Annotated in this window: 18 protein-coding genes and 1 pseudogene; 17 read left to right on the plus strand and 2 right to left on the minus strand. The window is 46.7% G+C overall.

Going from position 1 to position 19612, the window contains the following annotated elements:
* The first annotated feature begins 364 nt into the window (after positions 1–364).
* From AC0VZ8_RS13970 to AC0VZ8_RS14010, 9 genes and pseudogenes are all read left to right on the plus strand, one after another.
* Complete coding sequence (locus AC0VZ8_RS13970; protein WP_475487258.1) at positions 365–2035, plus strand: recombinase family protein; 1671 nt, start codon at positions 365–367, stop codon at positions 2033–2035.
* Positions 2007–2429, plus strand: a pseudogene (locus tag AC0VZ8_RS13975) (AAA family ATPase); the annotation flags it as partial. The gene AC0VZ8_RS13970 and the pseudogene AC0VZ8_RS13975, both read left to right, overlap by 29 nt.
* 121 nt (positions 2430–2550) lie before the next feature.
* Positions 2551–3843: a GTPase HflX gene (hflX, locus tag AC0VZ8_RS13980; RefSeq protein ID WP_194542050.1), complete on the plus strand. Its 1293-nt coding sequence runs from the start codon at positions 2551–2553 to the stop codon at positions 3841–3843.
* Positions 3844–3988: 145 nt separating this feature from the next.
* The gene (locus AC0VZ8_RS13985; protein WP_475487259.1) at positions 3989–5242 is read left to right on the plus strand and encodes a methionine gamma-lyase family protein; all 1254 of its coding nucleotides are present in this window, start codon (positions 3989–3991) and stop codon (positions 5240–5242) included.
* A gap of 82 nt (positions 5243–5324) precedes the next feature.
* Positions 5325–5735 (plus strand): MerR family transcriptional regulator, encoded by a 411-nt coding sequence (locus tag AC0VZ8_RS13990; protein WP_006209652.1) that lies wholly within the window; start codon positions 5325–5327, stop codon positions 5733–5735.
* Between the two features lie 60 nt (positions 5736–5795).
* Positions 5796–7124: a type I glutamate--ammonia ligase gene (gene glnA, locus AC0VZ8_RS13995; protein WP_475487260.1), complete on the plus strand. Its 1329-nt coding sequence runs from the start codon at positions 5796–5798 to the stop codon at positions 7122–7124.
* 209 nt (positions 7125–7333) lie between these two features.
* On the plus strand, positions 7334–7744 hold the full coding sequence (locus AC0VZ8_RS14000) for a hypothetical protein (RefSeq protein ID WP_475487261.1): 411 nt from the start codon (positions 7334–7336) through the stop codon (positions 7742–7744).
* Between the two features lie 162 nt (positions 7745–7906).
* Positions 7907–8443, plus strand: a complete 537-nt coding sequence (locus AC0VZ8_RS14005; RefSeq protein ID WP_475487262.1) for an RNA polymerase sigma factor — start codon at positions 7907–7909, stop codon at positions 8441–8443.
* On the plus strand, positions 8436–9224 hold the full coding sequence (locus tag AC0VZ8_RS14010) for a hypothetical protein (protein ID WP_475487263.1): 789 nt from the start codon (positions 8436–8438) through the stop codon (positions 9222–9224). Before AC0VZ8_RS14005 ends, AC0VZ8_RS14010 begins: the two co-directional genes overlap by 8 nt.
* Before the next feature lie 90 nt (positions 9225–9314).
* Here AC0VZ8_RS14010 and lexA read toward each other — a convergent pair whose 3' ends face one another.
* Positions 9315–9941: a transcriptional repressor LexA gene (gene lexA, locus AC0VZ8_RS14015; protein WP_006209658.1), complete on the minus strand. Its 627-nt coding sequence runs from the start codon at positions 9939–9941 to the stop codon at positions 9315–9317.
* A gap of 175 nt (positions 9942–10116) precedes the next feature.
* Here lexA and AC0VZ8_RS14020 point away from each other — a divergent pair, with 175 nt between their 5' ends.
* The 5 genes from AC0VZ8_RS14020 to AC0VZ8_RS14040 all read left to right on the plus strand — a co-directional run bounded on the left by AC0VZ8_RS14020 (position 10117) and on the right by AC0VZ8_RS14040 (position 13169).
* Entirely contained in the window at positions 10117–10488 is a 372-nt protein-coding gene (locus AC0VZ8_RS14020; RefSeq protein ID WP_071218418.1) for a LysM peptidoglycan-binding domain-containing protein, read from the plus strand.
* 265 nt (positions 10489–10753) lie between these two features.
* Positions 10754–10960, plus strand: coding sequence for a DUF896 domain-containing protein (locus AC0VZ8_RS14025; RefSeq protein WP_071218231.1), 207 nt, complete (start codon positions 10754–10756; stop codon positions 10958–10960).
* 160 nt (positions 10961–11120) lie between these two features.
* Complete coding sequence (locus AC0VZ8_RS14030) at positions 11121–11645, plus strand: hypothetical protein (protein WP_475487264.1); 525 nt, start codon at positions 11121–11123, stop codon at positions 11643–11645.
* 42 nt (positions 11646–11687) lie between these two features.
* Positions 11688–12479, plus strand: a complete 792-nt coding sequence (locus AC0VZ8_RS14035; RefSeq protein WP_475487265.1) for an HAD family hydrolase — start codon at positions 11688–11690, stop codon at positions 12477–12479.
* Positions 12480–12764: 285 nt separating this feature from the next.
* On the plus strand, positions 12765–13169 hold the full coding sequence (locus AC0VZ8_RS14040) for a FixH family protein (protein ID WP_475487266.1): 405 nt from the start codon (positions 12765–12767) through the stop codon (positions 13167–13169).
* A gap of 101 nt (positions 13170–13270) precedes the next feature.
* Here AC0VZ8_RS14040 and AC0VZ8_RS14045 read toward each other — a convergent pair whose 3' ends face one another.
* Complete coding sequence (locus tag AC0VZ8_RS14045) at positions 13271–13807, minus strand: cupin domain-containing protein (protein WP_071218227.1); 537 nt, start codon at positions 13805–13807, stop codon at positions 13271–13273.
* Positions 13808–13976: 169 nt separating this feature from the next.
* On the opposite strand from AC0VZ8_RS14045, the gene metH reads away from it, so the two are divergent.
* From metH to AC0VZ8_RS14060, 3 genes are all read left to right on the plus strand, one after another.
* Positions 13977–17417, plus strand: a complete 3441-nt coding sequence (gene metH, locus AC0VZ8_RS14050; RefSeq protein WP_475487267.1) for a methionine synthase — start codon at positions 13977–13979, stop codon at positions 17415–17417.
* A gap of 86 nt (positions 17418–17503) precedes the next feature.
* On the plus strand, positions 17504–18433 hold the full coding sequence (gene rnz / locus AC0VZ8_RS14055; RefSeq protein WP_260069486.1) for a ribonuclease Z: 930 nt from the start codon (positions 17504–17506) through the stop codon (positions 18431–18433).
* 370 nt (positions 18434–18803) lie between these two features.
* Positions 18804–19598 carry a TIGR01457 family HAD-type hydrolase gene (locus tag AC0VZ8_RS14060; protein WP_475487268.1) on the plus strand — a complete coding sequence of 265 codons (795 nt, stop codon included), beginning with the start codon at positions 18804–18806 and terminating at the stop codon, positions 19596–19598.
* The last annotated feature ends 14 nt before the right edge of the window (positions 19599–19612 follow it).

Here is a 19612-nt window from a genome sequence, read left to right on the forward strand (position 1 = left end):
AGTAGTATTTCATTGGCAATTTGCGAAGAGATAGGTCTAGAGATCAAGGGCTTTAAAAAGAGGGTAAAATGGCATTATCATTTGAAAGACTTTGTTTTGAGTGCAATTAAGAGATATGAAGAGTAGTAATGCATTTAATTTAAAAGGAGAGGTTTATATATCACAAAGGAAATGACACGGAGCGAAGCCAATAACTTCGAATTAGTAACTCATTATGCAGATGAAGAGCACGAAGGTAATTGGAGTATAGATGGTGAAGTTGTCAATTGGATGGAGTTCATCTTGAAAAAGTATTCAAAAATCACTGAAATTAATATATAATATAAATATAATTAAACTAGATAAAAACTGGAGGAAGAGAGAAATGTACACTCTCAAAGGTTCAGATAAATTTAATAAAGAACAACTTGAAGCCTTGATTACTAAAATCAAGGCTATTGTTTATGCGCGAGTTTCAAGTGATGGACAGGTTGAGAAATACTCAATTGATTCACAAATTGAGCTTTGTGTTGCTTTAGCTAAAAAAAATGGTATTGGTGAAGATGAATTAGTTGTACTTATTGAGGATGGGGAATCTGGAGATAACCCTAATCGCCCAATGATCAATTATGTATGTTTTTTGTTAGAGTATGGTATAGGTGATTATGTTATCTTCTTACATCCAGACAGAATGAGCCGATTACTCCATTTACAGGGCCAAATTTCAAATCGGATATGGGGCTTGGGTAAAGACATGCGGTTTGTTGAGTTTGATCTGGATAAGTCTAATCCCGAATCAATGCTGAACTTTAACATCCAGGGATCAATCGCAGAATACAATAAGGCCAAGATATTGGCAAACACTAAGAGAGGAAGAATTACGAAGATTAAGAGTGGAAAGATTCCTGGAATTAATCGAATTTATGGATACACATTTGATACAGAGGAAGATACCTTAGTTGTCAATGAGAATGAAAAAGCTGTATATTTAAAAATGGTCGAAATGCTTTTAGTTAAGGACTACAGCGTATCCCAAATAGCAAGAGAACTGTCTCTGATGAATTACCCTGCTCCTTTAGGGGGAAAGTGGTATCAGGCAACTGTGAGTAGAATTCTAAGGAATGAGACGTATAAAGGTACATACTATCATGGCAAGACTCAAGTAGTTAAAAATGCAGACGGAACGAAAAAACAGGTTCCCCAACCTCGGAAGGAATGGCGTCAAATTGATGTTCCGAGTTTTATTACCGAGGGGATATATAAGCAGATTCTGTCCAAATTAGAGGATCTAAACACTAAAAAAACCGGAAGACCGTCAGAAGATTATTTGCTAAGAGGGATTGCTCGATGTGGTAGATGTGGGGGTGCGGTATCATCGGGCGTAACGACTAAGACTAATACAGGCATTCTAAAGTATTACACATGCCAGAGAAAAGCTAAAAAATCTTTCGAAGTTGGAACAGGTAATTCTAATCGACTCTGTAGGGGGAGGAATTGGAGGGTTGATATTGTTGATGAATATATTTGGAAGTATGTACTAAGTATTCTATCTAACCCGAAAGTGTTTATTGAGAAAGTAATTGAGAAGCAAGCCGATACCCAAAATAGTGAAATTCTATATGATAAGAAAAAGACTCTTCTTAAAATGATAAAAGACAAAGAAGGAGAACGTGACCGCTATACAGAAATGTATGCTGCTGGGATAATCAAGGCATTAAAAGATGTAGAAGATAAGGTTCATGCAGTAGACAAGCAGATTGAGGGATTGAAAGAGGAACTTCTCTTCATTGAAAAGGGTCTTACTGCTGCACTTGGCGAAAAAGATAATGCTGACTTAATTATGCAGACACTACAATCTTATGAACACATTGTAAACAGTAAACACCTAACCATTGAGGACAAGAGAAAAATAACTAGAGTCTTTATTGAAAGGGTAACACTTAATGAAGGAACAAAGATTGAGATTAAGCTGAATTTTTCTAAAAAGAAACACGAGAAGATGTCTGACAATACACATGAAAATGTAATCGCTGGTCAAGGCGATGGAGGATCATAAAAACCAGTTCATTCTTATTCTGGCAGGCTACAGCGATGAGATTGATTTTTTTATGGATTCGAATCCCGGCCTGTATTCCCGTTTTCCGATCCAGATGGACTTCCCGGATTATAATCTGGATCAATTGATCCAGATTTCGGAGCTGATGGCGAAGGAGAGGGATTATATCTTGATGCCGCAGTCGCTGAACAAGCTCAAGGAACACCTGCAGATGGAGAAGGATCACGGGCTGCACGCTTTTAGTAATGCGCGTTATGTACGGAATGTCATCGAGAAATCGATAAGGAATCAATCGGTTCGGCTGCTGAATCAGTACGTAACCGGTAATCCCGGCAAGCTGGAGCTTATGACCCTGCGGCCGGAGGACTTTAAGTTAAACGGAAAAATACAATGATTTTAAGCTTGTCTTCGAACATAATGAAGGGGTAGCGCTGCTTTCTTTGGATCATAATGTTTATTGCGGGCAGCAGCGGTTAGTTAAATTAGGAGACGTAATGGTAGAAGGAGTTGGCTATATGACAAATATAACGCATGATACCCGGACAGAGATCGAAGATAAAGCCGTTTTGGTCAGTTTGGTGACGGATGCGGTTAAACGCTCGGGAATAAACCCGGAACACTCGCTGCAGGAGTTGGTTCAGCTTGCTGAAACCGCTGGAGTGGAGGTGCTGGATGTCATTACGCAGAATCGCGAAGTTCCGGATTCCAAGTGGTTTATTGGCAAAGGAAAGGTCGAAGAGCTGCGCATGGCAATTGATGGCTTGGGCGCAACAACGGCCATATTCGATCAGGAATTGTCCGGAGCACAAGTTCGGAATTTGGAAGAGACACTCGATGTAAAAATTATCGACCGGACTCAATTGATACTGGATATTTTCGCTCAGCGGGCGAAGACCCGTGAGGGGATTATCCAGGTGGAGTTAGCGCAGCTTACTTATTTGCTCCCGCGGTTATCGGGACATGGCAAGAATCTGTCCAGGCTCGGAGCAGGGATCGGGACACGCGGACCGGGCGAAAGCAAGCTTGAAACCGACCGCAGGCATATCCGGGACAGAATCAGCGATCTGAAGCGGCAGCTGGATGAAGTCACCCGGCACCGGACGCTCCATCGGGAGCGCCGGAAGAAGAGCGGGGCCGTGCAGGTTGCTCTGGTCGGTTATACCAATGCCGGGAAGTCGACATTGTTGAACCGTTTAACGGCAGCAGACGTATATATTGAAAATCAATTGTTTGCTACGCTGGATCCCACTTCGCGCGTGCTGGAGCTGCCGAGCGGCAAAGAAGTCGTCCTTACGGATACCGTAGGATTTATACAGAACCTTCCTCATGATCTGGTAGCGGCGTTCCGTGCGACGCTGGAAGAAGCCAACGAAGCCGATCTGATCCTTCATGTGGTAGATGCTTCTTCGCCTATGCGGGACGAACAGATGGCTGTCGTTCAATCCATCCTTCAGGATCTGGGGGCGGCGGATAAACCGCAGATCGTTCTGTTTAACAAAAAGGATGCTTGTGAGCCGGGCCAGCTGGAAATGCTGCCGACGGGAGATGGACAATTAAAGATCAGCGCGTATGAGGATCAGGATTTGGAAACGGTACGCGAAGCGATTCAGGACCAGCTGTCCGGAGGGAACGTGACGTTCCGGATTCCGGCTGACCGCGGGGATCTGAATTCGGTTGTATACCGTGTCGGAGACGTGCTGGAGCAGTCTTTTGATGAGAATGATATCCTCTATGAGGTTCGGATCAATAAAGCGGATTATGAGAAAATGGGTTATTTGCTTCATGATTACGTTCAGAATGGATCTTAGGCATAGGTAGGAAATGCAATATAAGCCCCTGTACAGGGGCTTATATTGCGTGTTCAGGGCGGCTCGACGTGGATGAGTTCTATGCAACAAAAATATATGTTAAGATGTGAGACATCATGTGTATAAGAGGAGAGAGCAGTTAGTCATGGCAAGATTTTCGCAAGATATACTCGAATTGAGCAGTGAGATTGAGTCCAAAATCGGTCAGCGTATACGGGAGATCGACGCTATTGTTGATTTTAATCAGTGGAAGGTGATTGATGCTTTCCAGAAGTTTCAGGTGAGTGATTTTCATTTTGCGGCTTCCACCGGGTATGCATACAATGATCGCGGCCGTGAAGTGCTGGATGAAGTCTATGCGGACGTATTTGGAGCCGAATCTGCCCTGGTAAGGCCGCATTTTGCTTCCGGTACCCATACGATCTCAACAGCACTGTTTGGTGTGTTAAGGCCTGGAGATGAGCTGCTGTATATTTCTGGCCGTCCCTATGACACCCTCCATAAAGTGATTGGCGAACCCGGGGACGGCACCGGGTCCCTTCGGGATTTCGGAATCGGTTATCAGGAGGTTGCGCTAACCGAACAAGGGGAGATTGATTGGGAGCGGGTAGAGAGGGCCATCACGACTTCAACTAAGGTGATCGGTATCCAGCGTTCCCGAGGGTATGACTGGCGTTCTTCGTTCACGGTATCGCAGATTGGTGACATGGTCAGCCGGATCAGGTCTATACGTCAGGATTTGATCATTTTCGTTGATAATTGTTACGGCGAGTTCACGGAGCGATTGGAGCCAACGGAGGTGGGCGTTGACCTGATGGCAGGCTCGCTTATCAAAAACCCTGGCGGCGGCATTGCTGAAACCGGCGGCTACATATGCGGTAAAGCAGCCTATGTCGATAAGGCTGCCTATCGGCTGACTGCTCCCGGCATCGGACGAGAAGTGGGGGCTATGCTGGGGACGACCCGAGGCATCTATCAGGGATTATTCCTGGCACCATCCACGGTTGGACAAGCGGTTAAGGGCAGCATCTATGCTGCCGCGATGTTTGAGGCGGTGGGATTCACAACCAAGCCGGGCTGGCAGGATGAGCGAACCGATTTGATCCAGGCGGTATCGTTTACCGGAGCGGATCATCTAATCGCTTTTGTTCAAGGGATTCAACGGGCTGCGGCGGTCGATAGTCATGTGGTGCCTGAACCTTGGGATATGCCTGGGTATGAACATCCCGTAATCATGGCGGCAGGTACGTTCATTCAGGGAGGAAGCCTCGAATTATCAGCGGACGCGCCGATCCGATCACCTTATATCGGTTATATGCAAGGCGGCTTAACCTACTCCCATGTTAAATATGGTGTGCTTATGGCCCTCCAAAGCATGAAAGATCGTAAATTGTTGTGAGTTATCCTTACATGCGGTTGACGTGGTTGATCAGGAAATGTACAATAGGATCAGAATAGACCACTTGGAAGGTTGATGAGATATGGGTGATGAGATTCGGAGGAATATGGCGTTATTTCCGATAGGCATAGTTATGAAGCTTACGGATCTATCTGCCAGACAAATTCGCTATTATGAGCAGCATAACTTAATTGTCCCAGCCCGTACGTCGGGCAACCAACGCCTGTTTTCCTTCAATGATGTGGAGCGACTGCTAGAGATTAAGGCTTTGATTGAAAAAGGTGTTAATATCGCCGGCATTAAGCAAGTAATGAACCCTGTCACGAAGGAGTCAGAAGAGGCTACCGTCATTACTCCTGATACCGAGAACAGACGCCGTGAGATGTCTGAATCCCAGTTGCGACGTTTGCTGAAGCAGGAATTGATTACCGCTAAAAGACCGGGTCAGGTTTCATTGATTCAAGGGGAATTATCCCGGTTTTTTAATAAATAAGGATTGCCATGCTGTAATTCTTCATTCAATCTAGTTTTTATTTAAAAAGGAGAGGATAAAGTGAGTTATACCAGAGAGGACATTCTACGCATTGCCAAAGAAGAAAATGTTCGATTTATCCGCTTGCAATTTACAGATTTGCTTGGAACGATTAAAAACGTTGAAATTCCTGTAAGCCAGCTGCCTAAAGCGCTTGATAATAAAATGATGTTCGACGGTTCGTCCATCGAAGGTTATGTACGGATCGAAGAATCCGATATGTACCTGTACCCGGACCTGGATACCTTCATGATCTTCCCTTGGGTATCCGAGGATCGCGTTGCGCGTCTGATCTGTGATGTCTACATGCCTGACGGCACTCAGTTTGCAGGAGATCCGCGCGGCATTCTGAAGAGAGCGCTGAAAGAAGCTGAAGAGATGGGCTTCACTTCCATGAATGTCGGTCCGGAGCCTGAATTCTTCCTGTTCAAAACCGATGAAAAAGGCAACCCGACCATGGAGCTCAATGACCAAGGCGGATACTTTGACCTCGCGCCTACGGATCTTGGCGAGAACTGCCGCCGCGATATCGTGCTGACGCTGGAAGAGATGGGTTTCGAAATCGAAGCTTCTCACCATGAGGTTGCTCCCGGCCAGCACGAAATCGACTTCAAATATGCAGATGCGGTTAAAGCGGCTGACCAGATTCAAACGTTTAAATTGGTAGTGAAGACGATCGCTCGTCAGCATGGACTGATTGCAACATTTATGCCGAAACCGCTATTCGGTGTGAACGGCTCCGGTATGCACTGTAACCAATCGCTCTTCAAAGGCGGAGAGAACGCGTTTGTCGACGAGAGTGATGAGCTTGGCTTGAGCGTAACGGCTCGGCACTATATGGCGGGTATTCTTAAGCATGCACGCGCGTTTGCCGCGATCACGAACCCAACGGTTAACTCGTACAAGCGTCTCGTGCCTGGTTACGAAGCACCTTGCTACGTTGCATGGTCTGCAAGTAACCGCAGTCCGATGATTCGTATCCCTGCATCCCGTGGCCTCAGCACGCGCATCGAAGTGCGTAACCCGGATCCGGCGGCTAACCCGTATCTGGCTCTGGCTGTCATGCTGAAAGCAGGCTTGGACGGCGTTAAGCGCGAGCTGTCGCTCCCTTCTCCAATTGACCGTAACATCTACGTGATGACGGAAGAAGAGCGCATTGAGGAAGGCATCCCTAGCTTGCCTGCAAACCTGAAAGAAGCGCTCAACGAGTTGATCCGCAGCGAAGTCATCTCCGATGCACTCGGTGATCATGCGCTGGCTCACTTCTATGAGCTGAAAGAGATCGAATGGGATATGTACCGCACGCAAGTTCACCAATGGGAACGCGATCAGTACATTACGATGTATTAATAGAGGAATCCCTTGCGCCGTATGGCGTGAGGGTTTTTTGTTTTTGGGCAGATGATGTGGAATGATAGCTATTCTTGTTTCACCCCCGAAATGCCCCCATTTAAGAATGGGTAGCTGCTTTCCAAACAGGGCTTGTGGGATTTAGTTGAAGTCATATAAAGTAGTGGGGCAGGATGAATGTAGTGGATGAAACAAAAGGAGATCAGTAAATGGCGATTCTAAACGACCATGAAGAGAAAGGGACCCGAGCAGAGTTCACCTTTATATCTCGTATTCCTAGTGAGGATGAAGGATGCCAGATCAATTTTAAGTTTTATGAGGCTAGCCGAATCATTTATGATTTGAATTTTGGGTGGACGAATTTGACGATCCGGAATTTTATTTCGGTAACTGCTGAATTCCCCTTGGAGTACTTAAATGGTTTTAAATTAGATGGTTTATTTATGTCATTTGAAAAACATTTATACCAGCTGAGCTGGGAACCCATGGAACAAGAAGGAATCTATCAGTTGCGTTTTTACGGATCGGAGCAGGATTTTCAGTTAAAGGCCGACAAGGAATCTGTCCGGAGATTTGGTTCCCAATTTAAACAGGACTGGGATGAGGCTCCGCTAGTTTAATAAAAGTAATCATTTTGACTCATGGTTATGGAGAATCGTTTATAGAATGCAACCTACTACAGAATCACCCTCTATATAAGGGGAGATTCTCTTTTTTTGTTCTTTTCGGAAGAGGGGAACCTTTGCTCACTTCCATGACTCTAATTAGATGAGGTGAATCGGTTGGAGCTGGATTACTTGAAGCAGATGACGGTGATGGACACACAGACACTGGATAAAATCATGAACTTGTACGGAAATGATATCTGGAATTACGCTTATTTTCTGACCAAACAGCAAGCACTGGCAGACGATATTGCTCAAGATGTGTTTATTAAAGCTTATTTTGGCATACATACATTTCGCGGTCAGGCGTCGTTAAAAACGTGGCTGCTCACGATCACACGACAAACCGCGTTCCGGTACAAAAAGGCGTTTTTCTTTCGGAAAGTGACCCTTAAGGACAGACTGCACATCGATGCGTCAAGTCGGTCCGCGGAACTGGAGTATCTGGACGGGCAGTACACGGATGAAATATGGGCCATGATTATGACTTTACCCAGGAAGTTTAGGGAGGTGCTCATCTTGGACCTTTACTATGAGATGTCAATCAATCAGATTGCGGAGTTCCTAAACCTAGCGGCGGGTACCGTAAAATCCAGACTGTATCGGGCAAGGAAAAAAGTGCAGAACCTGTTAAAGGAGAATGGAGATGAATGAGGATAAACCAGACTGGTATTCCCGGGTTTCAAAGGGACCTTTTCCAATTGAAAAATTTACGGCTGAAATGAAAAAAAACGTCCAGATGTCCGTGATCCGTGACGAAGGCAAGCCTAAGCGCCGAAAGTATCTACAAGTTGGCTTTATAGGCGTGCTGCTGCTTCTGGTTATGTTACTTGCCATACAGCTGCCTTTTGACGTTGAGGAACAACAGAGAGCTGAGGATGTACCAACACATAAGGAGGAGATAATTCGGGCACAAGGCTTTACAGATCAGGGAAGGCTCATTGTGGTTGCTGTGGAAAACGAAAAAATCACGACACTGGGAGCTCCTAGCTGCTTCGGTATCGAAACGGACCAATCGTTTACCGGAAACTACATCGTACGATATAGCTATAATGAAGTTACGGATGAAGTAACCACGCTGGATGATCTTACTTTTATTCAGCCAACTTCTGCAGCTGTCCATATGGTTCGATTGCCGTTTCAGGATGCGGATGTATTTATTCTTACACCGCAATATCAGGACTGTCATGCCATACAGATCTACGCATTCGCCGTGGAGCATGATACGGGCAAGGCTGTGCAGCTCAGGTTTCAAGATGAATTAACGGTGTCCTATACTTCCTATTACAGACCAGGTACTGCACCCATGGTGAAAGACAATAAGCTTGTTCTGCAGTCCACGGAGGGGCCGGGTGGGGAAGGCTCGCCGGATTATAAACCTTTACGGCTGTATCGGCTGGATCTTAAACAAGGCATTATGGAGCAAACAAACTAGCTATGATCAAGTTTTTGTGATCTATATAGAAAAAGCAAGAGGTTACCATCCAATTAAGGGAGGTAACCTCTTATTCATAGATCTATGAGATTAGTGGACATCCCGGAAGAGTCCGATTACTTTACCGAGAATAGTAACATGGTTCAGGCGCAGTGGCTCGTAGGTAGGATTCTCCGGTTGCAATCGTACATGATCCTTCTCTTTATAGAAGGTCTTTACAGTTGCTTCGTCTTCCTCTGTCATCGCTACTACAATGTCGCCATTGTCTGCAGTTTGCTGCTGGCGCACAATGACATAGTCACCGCTGTGAATGCCAGCTTCGATCATACTGTCACCGACAACCGACAACATGAACACCTTATCGTCGCCTACATAATGCTGCGGGAGCGGGAAATAATCCTCAATGTTCTCCATGGCTGTAATAGGAACACCTGCAGTGACTTTACCAACAACAGGCACTCTGGCAATGGTGTGGGTAAACAGATTCGCGCTATCGGACTCTTCTTGGCCAAGCAGCTCGATTGCTCTTGGTTTCGTAGGGTCACGGCGAATTAGGCCTTTCTTCTCCAAACGGTCAAGATGTCCATGGACCGTTGAACTGGAAGCTAGTCCGACAGCCTCTCCGATTTCCCGGACAGAAGGCGGGTAACCCTTGCTACGAACTTCGTTGCGGATAAACTCTAAGATCGCCAGCTGGCGGCTGGATATTTTCGACATGCCGTATCAACCCCATTTAGTAACGTTTGGGAAAATTATAACATAGAACTTCCGTTCGTACAAACATAAGTTCTAAATATAAATAGAACAAATGTTCTTTTAGGTATTGAATCAAACAAGTGTTCGTGTTATTATAGATCCATAAGAGAACACTTGTTTGGGAGATGATGATTCCATGTTGAAATACAGTACATACCGCAGCATTTATGAGAACGTTCCAGTGCAAACGATGAAGTCCCCGGAGACTTGGATCCATCAATTAAAGTCCAGAATTGAATCCATTCCTTTTATAAAGCTTTTATTCATCCTGTTGATCGTAGCTTCTTTTTGGACAGGGGCATACTCTGTTTTTGCTGGGGGGATGGACAAGCCCACAGGGGAGAAGCAGGTTATTGTTCAATATGGTGATAGTTTGTGGCGGATTGCTTCCCTTCATAAACCGGCAGATATGGATACACGAGTATATCTGGATAGCATCCGAAGAATGAATGGATTGAAAGGTCCGGATATACAGGCCGGAGAGGTGTTGTCTTTACCAGTCTGGTAATGGGATGACACTAACAGAAACTCTTTCCTTATATATGTCCCTACTTCTCGCTTCATATTTGTAGTATTGCCTGACGATGTGATTTCACGCAGTGTAAGCGTGTTTATAATAGACGAGTATTGATTTCTTAACAATGAGGAACCCATTTATGGGCATCATATGTTCATATTTGTTCTTAATAAGAGTTTGCAAGGGCGCTGTTGCCTTGACAAGCTCTTTTTCACATGTTTAAGTTATACATGATATCGGAATTGGAGGAGAAGTCATGGACATCGATACTTTGGTTGAACGCATCAATGTACTAGCAAGAAAACAGAAGAGTGAGGGATTGACCGCGGATGAGCTCAAAGAACGGGCTGAGCTTCGGGAAATATACCTTAACAATATTCGCAGTAACTTTAGACAACAGCTGGAATCGATCGAATGGGTTGATGAAAATGAACAAAAAGGCGGCCCGCGATTAAAGCATTAGTCGATGAACTGGCATCTGGATCTACAACAGTGGATTCAGGGACCAGATAGAAGGATAGAATTATAATACTTGGGGTGCCGGTATTCGTGGGAATCGAATACGGTTACCCCAAGTTTATATGGATTGGCAATATTTTGAAATTGAGTTCAGGGGGAACCATATGTCACGATCATGGGAAAGAAAAGTCAACAAAAATATGTCACAGCTCAACAAGCAGCGTAAGAAGCAGGGGCTGACCTCGTACCAAGGCTCTGCCGTTAATGATAAGCATGACGTGTTTAAAGGACGTAAGTATGTACTTCCATTAGTGCTTGTTGCATTGGCTGGTTTGTATGCGCTTCTCGGAACGGCGACGTCACAGGCAGCCGGCGGAAGTAATGACGTGTTGAATTGGGTTGGTGTCAGCTTGTATATTCTGTTGGCGCTTATGATTTTCTTGCGCAAGCCTTACTTGAAGATTGAGCGTGCTTCCGTATCCACGATGAAGTTCAATCGGGAACGTCGTTTGGCTGTATCGGAAATCGAGAAAATCAAATTGGCTTCGGGCTCTGTTGTGATCCAAGGCAAGGGAAAAGCAGGCAACTGGGTATTCTCGCGCATGATGAATCTTTATGATACGAAAGCGATGGGCGAAAGATTGGAAGAGTTCGCAAAGACTCATCAAATTCCAGTGGAGCATAATTAACAAATAAAATAGATCACAGTGTATATGAGGAGTGGGAGAGACATGCCGATAGCTGCGGTTTTGTTTGATTTGGACGATACCTTGTTGTGGGATGAACGTAGTGTGGAAGAAGCGTTTGAAGTGACTTGCCAGGCCGGAGCGTACGAGACCGGCGTTGATGCCAAAGCACTGTTGGCCGCAGTACGGGAAGAAGCGAGAGCATTATATGAATCCTATGATACCTTTGCTTTTACCAAAATGATCGGAATTAACCCTTTTGAAGGCTTGTGGGCTAATTTTACGGCTGGATCGCAGCCTGAATTCAGACAGCTGCAGGAGCTGGCACCCGTATACCGCAAGGAATCATGGCGGCGCGGACTTCAGCGCCTGGGCGTTGATAATGAAACATTGGCCCAAACGTTGGCCGAACAATTCGCTGCTGAACGCAGAACAAGACCATACGTATATGAAGAAACGTTTGAAGTTCTGAAGGAACTGCAGGGGAATGTAAAGCTGCTGCTTCTTACGAACGGAAGTCCAGATCTGCAGCAGGAGAAGCTGGACGGTGTTCCAGAACTGGTTCCTTATTTTGATCATATTATCATCTCGGGCGATTTTGGCAGAGGAAAGCCGGATGTTTCCATCTTCCAGCATGCACTCGATTTGTTAGGTGTCGAGGCGGATCAGGCCGTGATGGTGGGAGATAAGCTGACCACAGACATTAAAGGCGGAAATGCGGCTGGACTGCATACCGTTTGGATCAATCGGGTAAACCGACCTCATGATCCTTCCATTCAACCGAAGTTTGAGATCAAACATTTATCGGAGCTGCATGCCATCATAGCATCCCTATAAACTATGCAATAAAGAGCTTACACCCTTATATTTGGGTATTCGATTGTACATAGGAACAGCCATAACTGCGGAATTCTGCGGTTATCGGCTGTTTTTTTGTTAGTTATACGATCGGACTACAACCTTGCAGCCTGGCTATGATAAACGTCACACAATTGTAAGCTGCATGAGATAGAAGTAACAGAATAATGCGATATAATGGAATAGGAAATTTAACGAGGTTTGGAAATGACCATTACGTGTTTGAACCATACATAGCCCTATTTTGTAAAAGAGGTGTAGAGCATGACCCGAAAAAAGATGGCCCTAATTGCAGCTATGGTGCTGATGGCGGTTGCGCTTGCCGCATGCAATGACAGCAAGGCAGAATCCAGTGACGATGTGATGGCGGAACCCATCATCGTCGAGCTGTCTCTGACACCGGAGAGCATTAAGGCTGGCGAGAAGGTATTGATCGAAGCGAAGGTGACACAAGCCGGAAGTCCGGTGGAAGATGCGAACGCTGTGGAATTTGAAGTCACGCTGGAAGGCGGCGGCGTTCAGGCGAAGGTCCCGGTTAAGCATGATCAAGGCGGGGTATACAAAATGGAGAAAACCTTCGATGAGGCAGGAACCTATCGGATTGTTTCACATGTCACGGCGAGAGGACAACATTCCATGCCGTTAAAGGAACTGAAGGTAACAGAGTAACGCATTGCAAATAAATAAGGCAGCGCATGATCCCGGTAAGCGGATTGATGCGCTGCCTTATTCCATTTTCCTGTTCAATCAGCTTCCATGAACCTTAGGGCTTATTGGAATTGAGGATCTTCTACCGGTGTGGCTACCCATCCGTTCTCCTCAATGAAAAGACGAACGGCGATGATTTGCTTGTTCTCCATCAATGTGAAGAAGTGAGGTGTGTTTTCCGGTACGGAAATGACATCGCCTGGCTCAAGCTCTACATTAAAATAACCGACATCGTCGGAGCCCTTAATAATGAAAATTCCTTTTCCGCCGACAATCGCACGGATTTCGTCTTCCGAGTGGGTGTGAACCTCTTCGAATTTTTTCAGCAGGTCCTCTATATTAGGCGTGGACTCGGATAGTGTGATGACATCCCAGATTTTGTAGCCGCGTCTTGCAGCCAAGTCACGAATTTCTTCATCAAAGATGTCCAAAATGCGCTTCTTATCGTCATCACTCAGCTTGAAATTTTCTTGAAGCGCTGCCGGGAGTTTTTCCATATTCCAGTGCTCGTAAACAACCTCTTGGTTATTCAGGAATTCCCGAACATTCTCTTCCCCAGTAATGCGTTCGTTCGTGTTGCGAATCACAATCTCTGCCATAGCTTTAACCCTCTTTCTCCCGTTGGATTAATATGTATTATAGCCCCCCTCACAGCATTTGTCATCTGCAAATGTTGATTTGTACCCATTGCAACGCAATATTTCGGCTTTTCTATTGAAAAATATTCTGATACACTAAGATTTAACGTTTTCGGGGGAGGTTTATGAGTTGAACAAGCCTAGCTTACAAGAAGTACTTAAAGAACGAATATTAATTCTTGATGGTGCCATGGGCACAATGATCCAGCAGGAGGACCTCTCAGCTGAAGATTTTGGCGGTCCGGATCTTGATGGCTGTAATGAAATGCTGGTCATTCATCGGCCGGATGTCATTCAGAAAATACATGAACAATATCTTGAAGCAGGTGCCGACCTGATTGAAACCAATACGTTTGGCGCAACCTCGGTTGTGCTTGCTGAATACGATATACCTGAACTTGCCCGAGAAATTAACCTGAAAGCGGCTCACTTGGCCCGCGCAGCGGTTGAAAAATATTCCACGCCGGACAGCCCGCGTTATGTGGTCGGAGCGATGGGGCCGACAACGAAGACGCTCTCGGTTACCGGCGGTGTGACCTTTGCCGAATTGATTGAGAGCTACGAGGAGCAAGCCGTTGCCTTGATTGAAGGCGGCGTTGATGCACTTCTGCTTGAAACATCGCAGGATACATTAAACGTGAAAGCCGGGAGCATTGGGATCCGCCAAGCGTTTGATAAAACGGGAGTCACGCTCCCAATCATGATATCCGGAACGATTGAGCCGATGGGCACGACGTTGGCCGGACAAAATATTGAAGCTTTCTACATTTCATTAGAACATCTGAATCCCGTATCCATTGGCCTAAACTGTGCAACGGGCCCGGAATTCATGCGTGACCATATTCGCTCCTTATCCGAAATGTCCAGAAGCGCGATCAGCTGTTACCCTAACGCGGGTCTCCCGGACGAGAATGGGCAGTACCATGAATCTCCTGAATCGTTGGCTCAAAAGATGGGTGCTTTTGCTGAAAAAGGCTGGCTTAACATTGCCGGCGGATGCTGTGGGACAACACCCGACCACATTCGCGCATTAAAACAAACGATGGATGGCTTCTCCCCACGACCGCTGGATGGTGGACATTTGCCGGCATTATCCGGTATCGAGCCGGTATATATCGAGCAGGAAAATCGACCGTACATGGTAGGGGAGAGAACGAACGTTCTGGGTTCCAGAAAGTTTAAGCGTTTAATCGTAGAAGGTAAATACGAGGAGGCCTCCGAGATCGCCCGTGCACAGGTCAAGAATGGCGCGCATGTCATTGATGTGTGCGTACAGGATCCGGATCGTGAAGAATCGGAAGATATGATTAAGTTCCTGGAGCTCGTAGTTAAAAAGGTTAAAGTGCCGCTTATGATCGATACGACGGATCCGGCAGTCATTGACTTGGCGCTGCAATATTCGCAAGGGAAAGCGATTATTAACTCCATTAACCTTGAAGACGGTGAAGAGAAATTTGAGCATGTGATCCCGTTGGTGCATAAATACGGTGCCGCGGTTGTCGTTGGAACTATTGATGAGTCCGGTCAGGCAATCCATCGCGATGACAAGCTCAAGGTGGCCCAGCGTTCATATGATCTGTTGGTGAACAAATATGGGGTCTCGCCAGAGGACATTATTTTCGACACACTTGTATTCCCGGTAGGTACGGGGGACGAGCAGTATATCGGATCAGCCAAGGAAACGATTGAAGGCATCCGCATAATTAAAGAAGCCATGCCAAAAGTGCATACCATTCTCGGTATCAGCAACGTTTCCTTTGGATTGCCGGAAGCGGGTCGTGAAGTCTTGAACTCTGTATATCTGTACGAATGTACGAAGGCCGGATTGGATTACGCAATCGTGAATACGGAGAAGCTGGAGCGTTATGCCTCGATCCCTGAAGAAGAGCGTCGTCTAGCCGAGGATCTGATTTACAGAACCAATGATGAGACGCTGGCGGCTTTTGTCGCGGCATTCCGGGATAAGAAGGTAGAGAAGAAGGTTAAGGTATCCAACCTGACGCTTGAGGAGCGACTTGCATCCTATGTGGTGGAAGGTTCCAAGGAAGGACTCATTCCGGATCTAGATGAAGCATTAACCAAATACGGCGCGCTGGAAATCATTAATGGACCTCTGATGGCCGGGATGACCGAGGTTGGACGTTTGTTCAACAACAACGAACTGATTGTCGCGGAGGTGCTGCAAAGCGCCGAAGTAATGAAAGCCTCCGTGGCTTATCTCGAATCCTTTATGGAGAAAAACGAGTCGTCTGTCAAAGGGAAAATCATGCTTGCCACCGTGAAGGGGGACGTGCATGATATCGGTAAAAACCTGGTGGAGATCATCTTATCCAACAATGGTTACCAAATCATTAATTTGGGTATAAAAGTACCACCGGAGCAAATTATCGAGGCATACCGCCGCGAGCAGCCTGATGCTATCGGCTTGTCCGGATTGCTCGTGAAGTCAGCCCAACAGATGGTATCCACCGCTCAGGATTTGAAGAACGCGGGGATTAGCGTTCCGATCATGGTAGGCGGGGCGGCTCTTACACGAAAATTCACGAAGACCCGCATTCGTCCCGAGTATGACGGCATGGTGCTTTACGCGAAGGACGCAATGGATGGTCTTGCCTTGGCCAACCAGCTCAGCGATCCGGTCCAGCGGACGAGAATCGCGGAAGAGATTAAGGCAGAGCAGGAAGCCGATGCTGCGGCTCCGCAAGTGGTTAAAGTAATGCCAAAGCTGTCAGAAGGACTGCGCTCCAAAATTTCGACCGACGCTCCTGTATATTTACCACCGGATATGGAGCGGCATGTGCTCCGAAATTATCCGATTTCGCATATTCTGCCATATATCAACATGCAGATGCTGTTAGGACATCATTTAGGTCTGAAAGGTTCAGTGGAACAGCTGCTTAAAGCCAAGGATCCCAAGGCGGTATCGCTTAAGGAAACCGTTGATGGGATTCTGGAAGAGGCCGTTCAATCGGGGATCATACAGGCTCATGCGATGTACCGTTTCTTCCCGGCACAGTCTAGAGGAAATGACATTCTCATATACGATCCAAAAGATACAACAAAAGTATTGCATACCTTTACGTTTCCGAGACAGCAGGTTGAGCCGTACCTGTGCTTGGCGGATTTCCTGAAATCCGTAGACAGCGGGGTTATGGATTACGTTGGATTCCTTGTCGTTACAGCCGGTCACGGCGTCGGAAAATTGTCCGGGGAATGGAAGGACAAGGGTGACTATTTGCGCTCCCATGCACTTCAATCGGTCGCACTGGAAACGGCAGAAGGGCTGGCGGAGCGGATTCACCATATGATGCGGGATACGTGGGGATACCCCGATCCGGCAGACATGACAATGAAACAGCGCTTGGGTGCGAGATACCAAGGCATTCGCGTATCCTTCGGATATCCGGCCTGTCCGGATCTGGAGGATCAGGAACCGTTATTTAAATTGATGCAGCCAGAGGATATCGGCGTTCATCTTACCGAAGGTTTCATGATGGAACCGGAGGCATCGGTATCCGCTATGGTCTTCAGCCACCCGGAGGCTCATTATTTTAACGTGGATAAAGCTTAACATTTGAATACCGGTACAGCCGGTTTGAAATCCTCCGATTGTTTCGGGGGATTTCTCCGGTTTACAACCGAAAGGGGAGAAGAGGGATGGAACTCTATTTTTTAGGGACAAATGCGGGGGTTCCTACGCTGCAGCGTAACGTGACCTCGATTGCACTGCGTTTGCTGGAAGAACGAAGAAGTCTGTGGCTGTTTGATTGTGGAGAAGGCACGCAGCATCAAATATTGAAATCCCCGCTCAAGCTCTCCAAGCTTGAGAAGGTATTTATTACCCATATGCATGGTGATCATGTGTTCGGTTTGCCAGGTTTGCTGTCCAGTCGAGGTGCCCAAGGGGTAACTTCACCCCTGACGATATATGGTCCCCCAGGTTTAAAGCTCTTCATTGAAACTACGCTGAGCATCAGCCAATCGCGCGTACCCTATACGATGGAGGTCATTGAGCATACCGGGGGCGTGTTGTTTGAAGACGATCACTTCCTCGTGGAATCGGCAAAGCTGGATCACAGGGCCGAGAGTTACGGATACCGTATCGTGGAGAAGGATCTTCCCGGCAGTCTGGACTTGAAACGGTTGGCGGATTATGGACTCAAGCCAGGACCGCTTTATGGCAAGCTGAAAAGAGGGGAAAGCGTGGAACTCGGCGACGGACGATGGATTCATGCCTCAGATGTGCTCCTGACACCGAAAAAAGGGAGAGTGGTCACGATTCTCGGGGATACAAGGCCATGCGCTGGCGTGGAGACTCTGGCCAAAGGAGCCGATCTTTTGGTTCATGAAGCCACTTTCATGGAGGATCTGTCGGAGCTCGCGCACGAATACTATCACAGTACGGCTAAACAGGCGGCGGAAGCAGCGAAACGGGCTGAAGCAAGATCGTTATTCCTGACCCATTTCAGCTCCCGGTATAAGGATATAGAGCATTTGCAGCCGCTGCTCAAGGAAGCGCAGGAGATTTTTGAGAATACACGCTTGGCAGAGGACTTTGGCTTGTACCCAATCCAGCGCAAATCATAAGCAGGAACAGCTGCTATTTACAGGGAAATATCGAGGGATTGAGTGAATTATTTTCCGGGAAAGCGCAGGAAATGACAAAGCGGTTTATAATCACTAACCCTTGGACAGTCTTCGATCTCTTTCGACTATTTAGCTGCCGGACTGAAGAGCTGTCCACGAACCTTGCAACCGGAAGTAGCCTTCTTTACAATAATACTAACCGGGGTTTCTACGTAAGCAAACATCTGCACAGAGTATGAACCATGGTTATACATATTTATTTTGATATATGACGATGAGTAACGACACGGCGATGCCGAGAACGCTAATACTTTAATCAATGAATCATTTATGGCGTGAAGGAAAGAAATAAAGAAGGTGCTATCAATTCATGGAAAAACCAAAACCAAAAGGATTGCTGATTGACCTGGATGGAACGCTGTATCATGGCCGTTATCGGATTGAGGGAGCAGACCTTCTCATCGAGCGGCTGAAGGAAATGCAGATTCCGTTTCTGTATGTAACGAATAACTCATCACGAACACCGGAGCAAGTGGCCGCGCATCTGATGGAGATGGGAATACCTGCCTTGCCGGAGGAAGTATGCACCTCCTCCCTGGCTGCTGCTAAATATATTGCTGAGGAGTCGCCGGGTGCCAGAGTGGCGATGCTTGGCGAAGAGGGGCTTCGTGAAGCGCTATTGTCTGCAGGTCTGAACATCGTGGAGCAGTCCCCTGAATATGTCATTCAAGGAATCGACCGCTCGTTCCATTACGAGAAGTTAACCCGTGCCGTTCGCTGGATTCAGGAGGGAGCCGCGTCGATATTGACCAATCCGGACTTGCAGCTTCCATCGGATACCGGCTTGATGCCCGGTGCAGGTTCGCTGGGCGCTGCGATCGAAGCCGCTTCCGGAGTGAAACCGACGGTCATCGGAAAGCCGTCCTCGATATTAATGAAATTTGCTTCGGATCGCCTTGGTTTGGCTCCGGAGGACACTTATGTAATCGGAGATAATATACGTACGGATATCGCGGCTGGCGCGCATGCCGGCTGTAAGACGGTGCTCGTTATGACCGGAATCACGACCGATCTCAATATGGAAGCCCATATGGAAGCCACTGGTGTCACACCCGATTTTATCTGCCGGGATTTGAGTGAAGTGAAAGATCTGCTGTGTTCATGATGAGTGAGAGTGTA

This window comes from Paenibacillus sp. QJM3NY_38, assembly GCF_056173265.1.

Bases quoted from the DNA above. Each gene is read 5' to 3' on its own strand.
- AC0VZ8_RS13970 (WP_475487258.1), top strand. From the start codon at position 365: ATGTACACTCTCAAAGGTTCAGATAAATTTAATAAAGAACAACTTGAA.
- hflX (WP_194542050.1), top strand. From the start codon at position 2,551: ATGACAAATATAACGCATGATACCCGGACAGAGATCGAAGATAAAGCC.
- AC0VZ8_RS13985 (WP_475487259.1), top strand. From the start codon at position 3,989: ATGGCAAGATTTTCGCAAGATATACTCGAATTGAGCAGTGAGATTGAG.
- AC0VZ8_RS13990 (WP_006209652.1), top strand. From the start codon at position 5,325: ATGGGTGATGAGATTCGGAGGAATATGGCGTTATTTCCGATAGGCATA.
- AC0VZ8_RS14000 (WP_475487261.1), top strand. From the start codon at position 7,334: ATGGCGATTCTAAACGACCATGAAGAGAAAGGGACCCGAGCAGAGTTC.
- AC0VZ8_RS14010 (WP_475487263.1), top strand. From the start codon at position 8,436: ATGAATGAGGATAAACCAGACTGGTATTCCCGGGTTTCAAAGGGACCT.
- lexA (WP_006209658.1), bottom strand. From the start codon at position 9,941: ATGTCGAAAATATCCAGCCGCCAGCTGGCGATCTTAGAGTTTATCCGC.
- AC0VZ8_RS14020 (WP_071218418.1), top strand. From the start codon at position 10,117: ATGTTGAAATACAGTACATACCGCAGCATTTATGAGAACGTTCCAGTG.
- AC0VZ8_RS14025 (WP_071218231.1), top strand. From the start codon at position 10,754: ATGGACATCGATACTTTGGTTGAACGCATCAATGTACTAGCAAGAAAA.
- AC0VZ8_RS14030 (WP_475487264.1), top strand. From the start codon at position 11,121: ATGTCACGATCATGGGAAAGAAAAGTCAACAAAAATATGTCACAGCTC.
- AC0VZ8_RS14035 (WP_475487265.1), top strand. From the start codon at position 11,688: ATGCCGATAGCTGCGGTTTTGTTTGATTTGGACGATACCTTGTTGTGG.
- AC0VZ8_RS14040 (WP_475487266.1), top strand. From the start codon at position 12,765: ATGACCCGAAAAAAGATGGCCCTAATTGCAGCTATGGTGCTGATGGCG.
- AC0VZ8_RS14045 (WP_071218227.1), bottom strand. From the start codon at position 13,807: ATGGCAGAGATTGTGATTCGCAACACGAACGAACGCATTACTGGGGAA.
- rnz (WP_260069486.1), top strand. From the start codon at position 17,504: ATGGAACTCTATTTTTTAGGGACAAATGCGGGGGTTCCTACGCTGCAG.
- AC0VZ8_RS14060 (WP_475487268.1), top strand. From the start codon at position 18,804: ATGGAAAAACCAAAACCAAAAGGATTGCTGATTGACCTGGATGGAACG.